Source organism: Kitasatospora sp. NPDC001664, assembly GCF_053596675.1.
In genome coordinates this window covers 19473-32777 of record NZ_JBSFGS010000015.1, presented here as the reverse complement: position 1 = coordinate 32777, position 13305 = coordinate 19473, and the positions used below count along the sequence as shown (strand labels likewise).

8 protein-coding genes are annotated in these 13305 nt (G+C 74.8%); 1 reads left to right on the top strand and 7 read right to left on the bottom strand.

What is annotated here, in order from left to right:
- Window positions 1–422: 422 nt before the first annotated feature.
- The 5 genes from ACWCYY_RS21835 to ACWCYY_RS21815 all read right to left on the bottom strand — a co-directional run bounded on the left by ACWCYY_RS21835 (window position 423) and on the right by ACWCYY_RS21815 (window position 8168).
- Window positions 423–1925, bottom strand: a complete 1503-nt coding sequence (locus ACWCYY_RS21835; RefSeq protein ID WP_449796969.1) for a hypothetical protein — start codon at window positions 1923–1925, stop codon at window positions 423–425.
- 78 nt (window positions 1926–2003) lie between these two features.
- Window positions 2004–3770: a GMC family oxidoreductase gene (locus ACWCYY_RS21830; protein WP_345286141.1), complete on the bottom strand. Its 1767-nt coding sequence runs from the start codon at window positions 3768–3770 to the stop codon at window positions 2004–2006.
- 36 nt (window positions 3771–3806) lie between these two features.
- Window positions 3807–5426: a succinic semialdehyde dehydrogenase gene (locus ACWCYY_RS21825; RefSeq protein ID WP_345286143.1), complete on the bottom strand. Its 1620-nt coding sequence runs from the start codon at window positions 5424–5426 to the stop codon at window positions 3807–3809.
- 74 nt (window positions 5427–5500) lie between these two features.
- The gene (locus ACWCYY_RS21820) at window positions 5501–7075 is read right to left on the bottom strand and encodes a serine/threonine-protein kinase (RefSeq protein ID WP_345286145.1); all 1575 of its coding nucleotides are present in this window, start codon (window positions 7073–7075) and stop codon (window positions 5501–5503) included.
- A 55-nt stretch (window positions 7076–7130) separates the two neighbouring features.
- The gene (locus ACWCYY_RS21815) at window positions 7131–8168 is read right to left on the bottom strand and encodes a protein kinase domain-containing protein (protein ID WP_449796968.1); all 1038 of its coding nucleotides are present in this window, start codon (window positions 8166–8168) and stop codon (window positions 7131–7133) included.
- 278 nt (window positions 8169–8446) lie between these two features.
- Here ACWCYY_RS21815 and ACWCYY_RS21810 point away from each other — a divergent pair, with 278 nt between their 5' ends.
- Window positions 8447–9889, top strand: coding sequence for a phytoene desaturase family protein (locus tag ACWCYY_RS21810; protein ID WP_449796967.1), 1443 nt, complete (start codon window positions 8447–8449; stop codon window positions 9887–9889).
- Window positions 9890–9896: 7 nt separating this feature from the next.
- On the opposite strand, the gene ACWCYY_RS21805 is transcribed toward ACWCYY_RS21810, so the two are convergent.
- Both ACWCYY_RS21805 and ACWCYY_RS21800 read right to left on the bottom strand, forming a co-directional pair.
- Window positions 9897–11555, bottom strand: a complete 1659-nt coding sequence (locus ACWCYY_RS21805; RefSeq protein ID WP_449796966.1) for a serine/threonine-protein kinase — start codon at window positions 11553–11555, stop codon at window positions 9897–9899.
- A gap of 322 nt (window positions 11556–11877) precedes the next feature.
- Entirely contained in the window at window positions 11878–12999 is a 1122-nt protein-coding gene (locus tag ACWCYY_RS21800; protein ID WP_345286154.1) for a GuaB3 family IMP dehydrogenase-related protein, read from the bottom strand.
- Between the last annotated feature and the right edge of the window lie 306 nt (window positions 13000–13305).

Here is a 13305-nt window from a genome sequence, read left to right as displayed (position 1 = left end):
GGGACGGCCGCCGTACCTCCGCACGCCCGTCCCGGCGTGCCAGTACTACGGACAGTAGTCGACCAACGGGTCGGTATTCAGCGGCGTTCGACCGTCTCCGAACGGTCGGACAGGGTACGCCCGCCCCCGGAAGTACGCGCCGGACTGTACCGAACTGCGTCGAACCGGTTGCAGAGCCGGGGCTCCGTCCAGCACGATGCTGGATGTGGAGGTCGCCCTGACACCAGCCGGATGATCACGCTCCGTCATGGCCGACCGCTCCGCACCCATGACCATCTCTCCGAGACGGCGCTCATCCCCCGGCGCCGTCACCCAGCACCGGCGCCGCCCTGACGCCGTGTGCTGAACGACAAAGGGCCCCGTTCCCCCGCGGGGCCCTTTGCCCGTTCCGGGCCGGGCGGCCGGGCCGCACGCCCGCCCGCTCAGCGCTTCCCGAAGTCCAGCACCTCGCCGCCCTGCGGCGGCAGGTACCCGGAGGAGGCGGTCAGCTCCAGACCGGCCGGGTCGTACGCCTCCGGGTCCGGCCCCTCCACCCGGGCCGGACGGTCGCGCCCGCCGAGGCGGTCGAGCAGCTCGGGTACGGCCAGCACGCCGAGCGCCACCAGCAGCAGATGGACCGTCAGCAGCGGGAGCAGCCCCATCCCGGCCGCGGACTCGTTGGCGAGCGTGTGCACCTCGGCGCCCTGGCCGTAGGAGGGCATCCGGACGTCCATCGCGTAGCCGGCCCCGGCCACTGCGGTCAGCGCGGTGAAGAGCGGCCAGAGCAGGGCGGCCGCCCGCAGCCGGACGGGCCGCTCCAGCCGGCGCACCGACCAGGTGAGCAGCGCCAGGACGGCCGGCACCAGCAGGACGGCCAGCCGCCAGGACTCCGGCCAGCCCTCCAGGTCGACGAGCGAGACGGTCCGGTCGGTCCAGTTCTGTGCCGCCCCGCCCTCGTCCCGGCCGGAGGACTCCAGGTGGAGCCCTGCCCCGGCACCGAAGCCGAGCAGGGTGAGGCCGAGGTTGGGCAGCGCCAGCAGCCCGGCCAGGGTCGCCTTCCAGGGCGCGACCACCGCGAGCACCACCAGGGCCGCCAGCGCCGACAGACCCACCGTCAGGCCCGCGCCCCGGGCGGCCGCCACCACGGAGGCCCACCAGAGCGGGGCCCGCTCGCGCAGCGCCGGGGCGCCCCGGACGGTCCAGGCCGCCACCAGTGCGGCCAGCACGGCGGTGCCGAGCAGCGGCCCGGCCTGACCGGCCGTCAGCACGACGTGCTCGGTGTAGTCGCGGGTGCCCTCGCTCGTGGTCCGGATCTGGTCGACCCCGGAGAGCAGTGCGAGCAGCCCGCCGGTCAGCACCGCGAGCAGCACCGCACGGACCGCGTGCCGGACCGCCGGCCCGGCCCACCGGCGCAGGCCGAAGCCGAACAGCAGCGCCCAGAGCAGCGTGACGGTCATCGGCAGCACCTGGAGCGTCAGCGCGGTCTCGGTGCCGTAGAGCTCCGTCCGGTTGCTGCTGGCCGAGCTCAGCGGCCCGCCGAAGGCGGTCAGGGCGGCGGCCAGGCCGACGCCGTACCGGGACGCGAAGTCCGCTCCGCCCGGCCCCACCCAGCCCAGGTCGTCCAGGCCGAAGGCGAGCAGCAGCCCGGCGAGCAGCAGCAGGGCGGTCGGCGCGGCCACCACCTTCAGCGCGGGCAGCCAGTCCGGGTCGGCCACCAGGTCGAGCACCCGGCTCCACCGCCGGGGCGCCACCACCCGGCCGCCGCCCCAGGGCCGCGGCCCGTCCTCGGGGCCGCCGGCGTGGCCGCCCTCGAACTCCACCTCGCCGATCGCCGGTCCGGCCGCCGGCTCCGGGCCCGGTCGGACCGCCGTGAAGGCGGCCCCGCAGGCGGCGCAGTGCGCCGCCCCCACCGCCGAGGCCGCCCCGCAGGTCGTGCAGATCGCCATCTCGTCCCCCCTCTTCGAGGGGCGTTTATCCCACCGGCGCTGACGGGGTGTCAACCGGGCTCCGCACACCCGGTTCGCTCACGAGCGCTTCTTCGGCACCTCCGGCACCGGCAGCAGCAGCTCGCCGAAGGCGCCCTTGGGCACCGCGGGCGCGGCGGGGGCCACTGCGGCCACCCGGCGGTACGCCTCGCCCTGCTCCGGGCGGGGGTCGGCCTCGCCCTTGTTCGGCCACATCGACATGGCCCGCTCGGCCTGCGCGGTGATGGTGAGCGAGGGGTTGACCCCGAGGTTGGCGGAGACCGCCGAGCCGTCGACCACGCTGATCCCGGGGTGGCCGAAGAGCCGGTGGTACGGGTCCACCACGCCGTCCTCGGGCCGGTCAGAGATCGGGCAGCCGCCGAGGAAGTGCGCCGTCATCGGGATGTCGAAGATCTCGCCGACCGAGCTCCCGGCGAAGCCGTTGATCGAGGCGGCCAGCGCGTTGGCGCCCTGCTCGGCGGCCGGGATCCAGGTGGGGTTGGGCGCGCCGTGGCCCTGACGGGAGGTCAGCTTGCCCTTGCCGAGGCCGTCCTTCTTCAGCGAGACGGTGATCGAGTTGTCCAGCGACTGCATCACCAGGCCGATGATGGTCTTCTCCGACCAGCGGTGCTGGTTCATCGAGAGCGCGAAGATCCACGGGTGCCGGGCGGCGGTGACCGCGTAGCGCAGCCAGCGCGGGCCGCGCCCGGCGCCGCTGACCTGCTGCACCGAGAGGGCGCCCATCGCGTTGGAGCCCTTGCCGTAGCGGACCGGCTCGATGTGGGTGTTGGCGTCCGGGTGGATGGAGGAGGTGATCGCCACCCCCTTGGTGAAGTCCACGCGCTCGCCGTAGCGCCGGTCGGTGGTCGAAGCCCCCACCAGCGCCTCGGAGTTGGTCCGGGTCAGCTCGCCCAGCTTGGCCGAGAGGCCGGGCAGGAAGCCCCGGTCGCGCATCCGGTGCAGCAGGTTCTGGGTGCCGTACGTCCCGGCCGCCACCACCACCCGGGCGGCGGTGATGGTCCGGGCCCCGGCCGCCACCCGGTCCTTGGACCGGGAGTTGGTGCGCCGGACGTCCACCGCGAAGCCCTCGCCGTGCGGCCGCAGCCGCTCCACGGTGGTGAGCGGGTGGATCTCGGCGCCGTTGCGCTCGGCCAGGTAGAGGTAGTTCTCGGTGAGCATGTTCTTGGCGCCGTGCCGGCAGCCGGTCATGCACTCCCCGCACTCGGTGCAGGCCCGCCGCCGGGGCCCTGCCCCGCCGAAGTACGGGTCCTCGACCTCGGCCCCGGGGGCGGCCTTCGCCTCCCCCTCGCCGTCCTTGCCGTCGCCGAAGAAGACGCCGACCGGGGCCATGTGGAAGGTGTCCGCGACGCCCATCCGCTCGGCGGCGTCCTTGAGGTGGACGTCGGAGGGGGTCATGGTGGGGTTCTCGCGGACCCCGAGCATCCGCTTGGCCTGGTCGTAGAAGGGCGCCAACTCCTCCTGCCAGTCGGTGATGTGGGCCCACTGACGGTCCCGGAAGAACGGCTCCGGCGGCACGTACAGGGTGTTGGCGTAGTTCAGCGAGCCGCCGCCGACCCCGGCGCCGGCCAGGATCAGCACGTTGGCCAGCAGGTGGATCCGCTGGATGCCGTAGAGCCCGAGCGCGGGGGCCCAGAGGTAGTTCCTGGTGTCCCAGGAGGTCTTCGGCAGCTCGTCCCGGCCGAACCGCCGGCCGGCCTCCAGCACCGCGACCTTGTAGCCCTTCTCGGTCAGCCGCAGCGCCGAGACCGACCCGCCGAAGCCCGACCCGACCACGACCACGTCGTAGTCGAAACCACCATCCGTCATGAGACCCACAACTCCCGGGAAGCGAGCACCAGTTGCTTACTTGAAGCGGAGCGCCTTCAGCGCCTTCAGGCTGGAGGTGAACAGCGCGGCGAACTTCTCGTCGCTGAGCCCGAAGGACGGGCCGAGCGGCATCACCCGCTGGGTGGAGATGGTCTGCGCCTCGGTGTAGCGCAGGATGCCGTCCGAGCCGTGCCGGCGGCCCAGGCCGGAGTCGCCCATGCCGCCCATCGGCGCGGAGACCGAGCCGTAGGCGGCGGCGTACGCCTCGTTCACGTTGACGGTGCCGGTGTGCAGCCGGGCCGCGACCGCCCGGCCGCGCCGGGCGTCCCTGGTCCAGACGCTGGAGTTCAGGCCGTACGGCGTGGAGTTGGCGGCCTCGACCGCCTCGTCCTCGGTGTCGAAGCGGTAGACCGAGACCACCGGGCCGAAGGTCTCCTCCGCGCAGACCGCCATCTCCCGGGTGACCCCGTCCAGCACGGTCGGCTCGTAGAACAGCGGGCCGAGGTCGGGGCGGGCCTGACCGCCGGTCAGCACCGTGGCGCCGGCCTTGACGGCCTCCTCCACGTGCCGGGTGACGACCTCCAGCTGGCGCTCGGAGACCAGCGAGCCCATGTCGGCGCCGTAGGCCAGGCCACCGCCGAGGCGCAGCGCGGCCGTCCGGGCGGTGAAGCGGGCGAGGAACTCCTCGGCCACCGCGCGGTGCACGTAGAGCCGCTCGATGGAGATGCAGAGCTGCCCGGCGGAGGAGAAGCAGGCCCGTACGGCGCCCTCGGCCGCCTTGTCCAGGTCGGCGTCCTCCAGCACCAGCAGGGCGTTCTTGCCGCCGAGTTCGAGCGAGGCGCCGATCAGCCGGGCGGCGGCCCGCTGGGCCACGTCGCGGCCGGTGCGGGTGGAGCCGGTGAAGGAGACGTAGTCGGCGTGCGCGACCACCTCGGGGCCGACCACCGGGCCGTCGCCGATGACGATCTGCCAGAGGTCGGCGGGCAGCCCGGCCTCGATCAGCAGCTCACGGGCCCACAGGGCGGTCAGCGCGGTCTGGGTGTCCGGCTTGTTGACCACCGCGTTGCCGGCCGCGAAGGCGGGCAGCGCGTCGCCGACGGAGAGCTCCAGCGGGTAGTTCCACGGCGAGATCTGGCCGACCACGCCCTTGGGGCGGCGGGCCTCCACGGTGTGGGTGAGCACCGGCACGGCCCCGCCGCGACGGCGGTCGCGCAGGTACGAGGCGGTCTTGCGGCCGTAGTGACGGGCGGCCAGCGCGGCGGCCAGCACCTCCTCGAAGGCGTGCAGCCTGGCCTTGCCGGTCTCCGCCTGGATGAGGTCGAGCACCTCGTCCTGGCGCTTCAGCAGCAGGTCGTGGAAGCGCAGCAGCACGCCCTGCCGGTGCCGCACCGGCAGCGCGGCCCAGGTCTTCTGGGCCCGCCGGGCCAGCTGGTAGGCCACCTCGACGTCGGCCGGGGTGGAGCGCGGCAGGGTGGCGAGGCGCTCACCGGTGAGCGGGGCGGTGGTGTGCACCAGGTCGGGCTCGCCGGTGGCGGTGACGCCCTTGGCCAGCCGGGCGACCAGCGCGGCCGGCACCGCCGAGGCGACGGTGCGGGCCGAGCCGGGGGCCGCGGGGTTGCGTCCGGTGGTCTGTCGGGCTGCCGTGGTGTCCGTCATGGGCGCAGCCTAGGGCCTGCGCCCCCGCTTGTGTACCCGCCGGTAACAGAAAACACCCGGAGGGGGTCGGCGTGTCAGGGCGTACCGAAACCGTTGAGCACCGTCGTGTAGAGGCGCTGCCCGTCGGTCCACTCGGCGTCGGGGTACGAGACGTAGATCGCGTACGAGGTGCCCTTGTCGTCCCGGAACTCCACCTCGCGGGCGTGCCGGCGGCCGTCCTTGCCCAGGTAGCTGAACTCCCAGACCGCGCCCTCCTGCCCGTGCACGTCCACCTCGTCGAAGGCGACCCGCTTGTACTCCTTGAGGCTCTTGGAGACCGTGGCCTCCATCTCCTTGAAGTGCGCCATCGGCGTCAGCGGCTGACCGACCGTCACGGCGAACTGGAGGTAGCGGTTGCGCTTGTCCGGCGAGTAGTAGATCTGGTTGTTCTCCACCGTCCGCTCCCAGGTGCCCGTGGTGGGCAGCAGGAAGCGGAAGCCGACCGGGTCGTCGGTCCAGCGGAAGCCCTTGGGCGCCGGCGCACCCGGGGTGACCGGGGCGGTCGGCGCGGCCGTTCCGGACTCGCCGCCGCCCCGGTCCGTGGTCATCGCGTACGTGCCGGCCCCGGCCAGCACCGCCACCAGCACCCCGGCCAGCAGCAGCCGGGGCCAGCGCCGCCTCGGCTCGGGAGCCGCCGCCACCGTCGGCTGCGGCGCCACCGGGACGGTGACCGGCTCGACGGGGGCCGTCTCCGGCTCCACCGTCTCGGCCCGGTCCACCACCGGCACGTTCTGGGTGGGCTGGGCCTGCGGCCGCTCCTGCCCCTGCGGCTTGATCGCCAGGGTGTGCCCGGACCGCACCTCGGCCAGCATCCGCATCGCCTGGTCCGCGTTCGGGCGCTCCGCCGGGTCCTTGGTCATCAGCGCGGCCAGCACCGGCCCCAGCGCCCCGGCCCGGCGGGGCTCCGGCAGCGGGTCGCCGACCACGGCGGCCAGCGTGGTGATCGGCGAGGTCCGGCGGAACGGCGAGTCGCCCTCCACCGCCGCGTACAGCGTCGCGCCCAGCCCCCACAGGTCGGAGGCCGGGCCCGGCCGCTCGCCCTGGGCCCGCTCCGGGGCCAGGTAGTCCGGCGAGCCCACCAGGTCTCCGGGGCGGGTCAGTTCGGTGGAGCCCTCGAAGGTGGCGATGCCGAAGTCCAGCAGCACCACCCGGCCGGTGCCGTGCTCCAGCAGCACGTTCGCCGGCTTCACGTCCCGGTGCAGCACCCCGAGTTGGTGCCCCCGGTGCAGCGCGGCCAGCACCTGGCAGCCGACCTCGGCCGCCTCCCGCGGCGACAGCGTCCCGTCCTGGCTGATCACGTCGGCCAGCGAACGGCCGTCCACCAGCTCCATCACGATCCACGGCCGGCCGTCCTGCTCCAGCACGTCGTGGATGGTGATCACGCCCGGGTGCTTGATCCGGGCGGCCGCGCGGGCCTCCCGCTTCATCCGGGACTGGAGGATCTCCAGGTCCTCCTCCGGAAGGTGGCTGACCGTCAGCTCCTTGACCGCCACCTCGCGGTCCAGCATCTCGTCACTGGCCCGCCAGACGGTCCCCATGCCGCCCCGGCCGAGCCGCTCACCGAGCCGGTATCTCCCCGCCAGCAGCCGCTGGCCGTCCTGCCCGTCCACAGCGACTGCTCCCCCCGTACCCAGGTGTTCGAATTCCGTACCTGCACAGGTTAGATCAGCCCGCGAACGCGGCCACCGCCGCCACCGCCGCCAGCATCAGCACCAGCACCCCGCCCACCAACAGCGACCCCAGCACCGCGGGCGACACCCTCGACGGCCGCCGCTCCACCGCCCCCGCCCGCCTGCGCTCCACCGGCCCCCGCCGACGGGCCGTCACCGCCCCCGGCCGGCGCACGACCGGCAGCACCTCCGCCACCCGGCCCGGGTCGTACGGCTCCGGCGCCCCGACCAGGAACGCGGCCAGCCAGGACCGCAACTGGCCCACCGTCAGCCGCCCGGCCAGCAGCCCGCCGACCACCCCGGCCAACGGCCCGCAGCCGTCCAGCGGCTCGTGCCGCCCGTCCCGCACCGCCGCCAGCAGCTCGCCCAGGTCCCGCTCCGGGTACGGCGCCCGCCCGGTCAGCAGACGGTGCATCAGCACCCCCAGCGCCCAGGCGTCCCCGGCCGCCCCGCCGTACGGCGCCCAGCGCTCCGCCCGCACCCCCAGCAGCACCGCCCTGGTCTCGTACACCCGGCGCTCCACCACCCCGCCGAGCTCCCGGCAGTACGCCTCCTGCACCGCCCCCAGCAGCAGCCCGCCGAGCATCGCCGCGCCGTCCTCGCAGACCAGCACCGACTCCGGCGCCACGTTCCCGTGCACCACCCCGCCGCGGTGCAGCTCCGCCAGCGCCCGGGCCAGGTCCGCCGCCAGCTCCGCCACCCGGTACGGCGACCACGGACGCTCCGTCAACTCCGCGAGCACGCTCCCCGGCGGAGCCTCCTCCGCCACCCAGAGCCGGCGCCCCTCCACGAAGGCCTCGAACCCGCGCAGCAGCCGCGGCCCGGCCGGCGCCCCGGCCAGCTCCCCCGCCACCCGCACCGCCAACCCCTCCCAGGGCTGCGGCCGGTCCCAGTCCTCCTGGTCCAGCACCTCCGGCAGCGCGATCCCCGTCAACCGGACCGGCTCGTCCCCCAGCACCCCCGCCAGGGCACCACCCATCGGACGGCCCGTCACCCGGTACCGCCCACCGACCACATCCCCCGGGGCGTGCATGTGTCCTCCCTCGAACGCCAGCGTACGCGCCCGCACGTCGAACGTGGCTACGCCTCCGGGGGCGCGAATCGGAAGGCGGCTCCGCCCGGCAGGGCAGCACCCCAGGGGCGCGGGGAACTGCGCGAGTTCGGAAGGCGGCCACCGTGAGATCGGGGCAGGCGAGCCGGTTGCACGCGCTGCCGTTCCCCCGCGCCCCCGAAGGCGTGGCCCCGAGCCCCGCGCCTATGCTCGTCCCGTACCGGAAGGGGTGTCACCCAGTGGTAGCCGAAGTCGTCGTCGTGGGAAGCGGACCGAACGGCCTCGCCGCCGCCCTCACCCTGGCCCGCGCCGGCCTCCGGGTCGAGGTCCGCGAAGCCGCCGACACCCCCGGCGGGGGCCTGCGCACGGAACCGCTCTTCCGCCCCGACGTCGTCCACGACATCTGTGCGGCCGTCCACCCGATGGCCACCGCCTCCCCCTTCTTCCGCGCCTTCGACCTCCCCGCCCGCGGCGTCGAACTCCTCACCCCGGAGATCAGCTACGCCCACCCCGTCACCCCCACCCGCGCCGCCCTGGCCCACCGCCGCCTCGACGCCACCTGCGAGCACCTCGGCCCCGAGGACGGCCCCCGCTGGCGCGCCCTGATGGAGCCCCTGCTGAGGCACAGTCAGGGCCTGGTCGACTTCGTGATGTCCGGCCAGCGCACCTTCCCCGCCGACCTGGCCGCCCCGCTCCTCCTGGCCCGCGGCCTGCTCGCCCACGGCACCCCGCTCGCGGCCCACCGGTTCCGCCGCCCCGAGGCCGCCGCCCTGCTCTCCGGCGTGGCCGCCCACGTGGTCGGTCCGATGCCCACCCCGTCCTCCGCCTCCGTCGCCCTGCTGCTCGGCCACCTCGCCCACACCGCGGGCGGCTGGCCGGTGCCCCGCGGCGGCAGCGCCCGCATCGCCGGGGCGATGACCGACGACCTCACCGCGCACGGCGGCACCGTCACCACCGGGGCCCGCCTGGACGACCTGCGCGAACTCCGGGGCGCCCGCGCCGTCCTGCTCGACCTCGGCCCCAAGGAGTTCCTCCGCGTGGCCGGCCCGCTGATGCCACCCGCCTACCGCCGCGCCCTCACCCGGTTCCGCCACGGCCCCGGCGCCGCCAAGGTGGACTTCCTCGTCAACGGCCCGGTCCCGTGGGCCGATCCGCTGGTCGGCCGGGCCGGCACCGTCCACCTGGGCGGCACCCAGCAGCAGGTCTTCGCGCAGGAGAGCCTGGTCGCCAAGGGGTTCCCCGGTGACGCCCCGTTCGTCCTCGTGGTGGACCCGTCGGCCGCCGACCCCTCCCGGGTCGCCGCCGACGGCCACCGCCCGCTCTGGGCCTACGCCCACGTCCCGCACGGCGACCGCACCGACCCGGCCGACGCGGTCACCGCCCGGATCGAGCAGTACGCCCCCGGCTTCGCGGAGACGGTGGTGGACCGCCGCTCGGTCAGCGCCGCCGCCCTGGAGGCGTACAACCCCAACTACGTCGGCGGCGACATCGCGGCGGGCGCCATGACCCTCCGTCAGGCCCTGTTCCGGCCCGTCCCCGCCTGGGACCCGCACCGCACCCCGCTCAAGGGCGTCTACCTCTGCTCGGCCTCCACCCCGCCGGGGCCCGGCGTGCACGGCATGTCCGGCTACCTGGCGGCCCGCTCGGCGCTGCGCCGCGAGTTCGGCGTCCGCACCGCGCCCGGGCTCTCACCCGCCCGCTGACGCCCGCTCAGGGAGCGGGCTGGAAGGAGTCGAACGAGGCCTGACGGGCCTGCACCTGCTCCGGCGAGTTCCAGACCGCGTCCGGGGCGATCCAGTAGATCGCGTAGCCGTACTTCCCGGTCACGAAGCCCCGGTTGAGCGCGTGCATGCGGACGCCGTCCTTGTCGTACGTCCACTCCCAGTCCGCCGAGTTGGTCCAGCCGCGGAAGGGCGCCGGACGGGTGCCGAGGCTCTGGTACCCGCGGAAGTTCGCCGGGCCCGCGGCGTCCGCCTCCTCCCAGTCCTTCAGCGCGCTCGGCCCGGGCGTGGTCGTCCAGTCGACGATCAGGCTGACGCCGTTGCCCCGGTACGCCTGCTGGGTCTTGCTCGCCGGCTGCGGCTTGAGCGCGTCCGGCACCGACACCGTGAAGCCCTGCGTGCCCCGCTGGCTCTGGTACCCGGCCGGGGCCGCCGGCGGCGTCTGCCCGGCCGGGGTCTGGCCCGGCTGCGTCTGCGTCTGGGTCTGCGTCGCGGTGGCCGTCACCGTGGCCGTGGCCGTCACGGTCGAGGCCGGCGCCGGGCTCTGCTGCTGGTCCTGCCCCTGGGCGGGCGGCGTCGGCGAGGGCGTCACCTGCCCGCTGCCCACCGGGGCCGCCGCTCCGGTCGGCTCCCCCTCGTCCCCGTCCCCCTTCGGCCAGAGCACCGCCCCGACCACCAGCGCCGCCACCAGCGCGACGGCCGCCGCGACCAGCAGCCACCGCCTGCGCGCCGCGTCCCCTCCCGCCGGGGCCACCGGGGCCCCCGGGGCCGCCGACGGGACGGCCGCCGCGGCCACCACCGTGGTGGCCTCGGCCCGGGTGGTGGCCTCGGCCGCCACCCGGCGCAGCATGGCCCGGGCCCGGCCGGCGTCCATCCGGGTGGCCGGGTCCTTGTCCAGCAGCCCCTCGATCACCGGCCGCAGCAGCGGCCCGGCGTTCACCGGAGGCTCCAGGTCCTCGGTCATCACCGCCGTCAGGGTGGCCAGCGCCGAACCCCGGTCGTACGGGGGCTTGCCCTCGGTCATCGCGTACAGCGTGCCGCCCAGCGACCAGAGGTCGGCCGGCGGCCCGGGCTTCTGCCCCTTGGCCCGCTCCGGGGATATGTACGAGGGCGCCCCGACCAGCATCCCGGTCGAGGTGATCGAGGTGTCACCCTCGACGCTGGCGATCCCGAAGTCGGTGAGCACCACCCGGCCGTCGTCGTCGACCAGCACGTTGGAGGGCTTCACGTCCCGGTGCAGGATGCCCAACTCGTGCGCCTCGCACAGGACCCCGAGCACCTCCAGGGCGATCTCGGCGGCCCGGGCCGGAGCCAGCGGCCCGTCCTCCTTGATCACCTCGGCCAGCGAACGGCCGCCGACCAGCTCCATCACGATCCACGGCCGGCCGTCCTCCTCGACCACGTCGAAGACGGTCACCGCCGCCGCGTGCCGGATCCGCGCGGTGGCCTTGGCCTCCCGCAGCGTACGGGCGATCAGCCGGTGGCGGTCGGCCTCGTCCACGCCCTCCTGCATCCGCAGTTCCTTGACCGCGACCACCCGGCCGAGCATCTCGTCCTCGGCCCGCCAGACCGTCCCCATGCCGCCGCGGCCGAGCACACCGGTCAACCGGTACCGCCGCCCCAGCAGACGTCCGTCGGTCTCGGTCATCGATGTCCCCCAGCGTCCGGCAGCCAAGCCCCCATCATCTCGCGTCCACCCGACTCCCTGTCAGCCACCCCCGGCCACAACCGCGTTCGTACCCGACCCGTGGCCGGAAACCGCCGTTCCGCCCCGGCCACGCACTGCCGCCGTCCGCGGTCGTTCACACCACCACCCCGGGAGAGGCACACCCTGATCACCGCCCCGGCCCGGCCGGTGCTCCCCTCCTGGCTCCGACTCCACCCGGTGGCTCGCCACCCGACGGCACGCCACGGGCAAGCGGAAGGCCCCCGCTCCGAAGGGAGCGGGGGCCTTCCGTCTTGACGGACCGTCAGCGCTGGGCCGGGTTGACCGTCACCTCGACGCGCTGGAACTCCTTGAGCTCCGAGTACCCGGTGGTGGCCATCGCCCGGCGCAGCGCACCGAACAGGTTCATGGTGCCGTCCGGGGTGTGCGACGGGCCGGAGAGGATCTCCGCCGTGGTGCCCACGGTGCCCAGGTCGACGCGCTTGCCGCGCGGCAGCTCCTCGTGCACCGCCTCCATGCCCCAGTGGAAGCCCTTGCCCGGGGCGTCGGTGGCCCGCGCCAGCGCCGCACCGATCATCACCGCGTCGGCGCCGCAGGCGATCGCCTTCGCCAGGTCGCCGCTGTAGCCCACGCCACCGTCGGCGATCACGTGCACGTACCGGCCGCCCGACTCGTCCATGTAGTCCCGACGGGCCGCCGCCACGTCCGCCACCGCGGTCGCCATCGGCACCTGGATGCCCAGCACGTTCCGGGTGGTGTGCGCGGCGCCGCCGCCGAAGCCCACCAGCACGCCGGCCGCGCCGGTCCGCATCAGGTGCAGCGCGGCGGTGTAGGTGGCGCAGCCACCGACGATCACCGGCACGTCCAGCTCGTAGATGAACTGCTTCAGGTTCAGCGGCTCGGCCGCACCCGAGACGTGCTCCGCCGAGACGGTCGTCCCGCGGATCACGAACACGTCCACGCCCGCGTCCACCACGGCCTTGGAGAACTCGGCGGTCCGCTGCGGCGACAGCGCCGCGGCGGTCACCACGCCCGAGTCACGGACCTGCTTGATCCGCTCCTTGATCAGCTCCGCCTTGATCGGCTCCGCGTAGACCTCCTGGAGCCGACGGGTCGCCGCGGCCTCGTCGGTGATCGTCGCGATCTCGTCCAGCAGCGGCTGCGGGTCCTCGTACCGGGTCCACAGACCCTCCAGGTTCAGCACCCCGAGACCACCCAGCTCACCGATGGCGATCGCCTGCGCGGGCGAGACCACGCTGTCCATCGGCGCCGCCAGGAACGGCAGCTCGAACCGGTAGGCGTCGATCTGCCAAGCGATCGAGACCTCCTTCGGGTCCCGCGTACGACGGCTGGGGACGACGGCGATGTCGTCGAAGGAGTACGCCCGCCGGCCGCGCTTGCCTCGCCCGATCTCGATCTCAGTCACTTCGAGCCCTTCCTGCACATGCTTTGCTGGTCGCCCCAGTATCCCGCACCGCGCCGCGCGGGCGCGCAAGTGTCCGCCGGGGCGGACGCCGAGGGGCGCGAGACTCTGCTCGATATGCGGGCGCACCCGGCAGGGCACACGCCAAGGGGCGCGAGACTCTGCTCGATATGCGGCTCCGCCGCGCGGGCGCGCACCCGACCCCCACCCGACAGGGCACACGCCAAGGGGCGCGAGACTCTGCTCGATATGCGGCTCCGCCGCGCGGGCGCGCACCCGACCCCCACCCGACAGGGCACACGCCAAGGG

Excerpts from the sequence above, each read along its gene's own strand:
- ACWCYY_RS21830 (WP_345286141.1), bottom strand. The coding sequence starts at position 3,770 with ATGACGGATGGTGGTTTCGACTACGACGTGGTCGTGGTCGGGTCGGGC.
- ACWCYY_RS21825 (WP_345286143.1), bottom strand. The coding sequence starts at position 5,426 with ATGACGGACACCACGGCAGCCCGACAGACCACCGGACGCAACCCCGCG.
- ACWCYY_RS21805 (WP_449796966.1), bottom strand. The coding sequence starts at position 11,555 with ATGACCGAGACCGACGGACGTCTGCTGGGGCGGCGGTACCGGTTGACC.
- ACWCYY_RS21835 (WP_449796969.1), bottom strand. The coding sequence starts at position 1,925 with ATGGCGATCTGCACGACCTGCGGGGCGGCCTCGGCGGTGGGGGCGGCG.
- ACWCYY_RS21815 (WP_449796968.1), bottom strand. The coding sequence starts at position 8,168 with ATGCACGCCCCGGGGGATGTGGTCGGTGGGCGGTACCGGGTGACGGGC.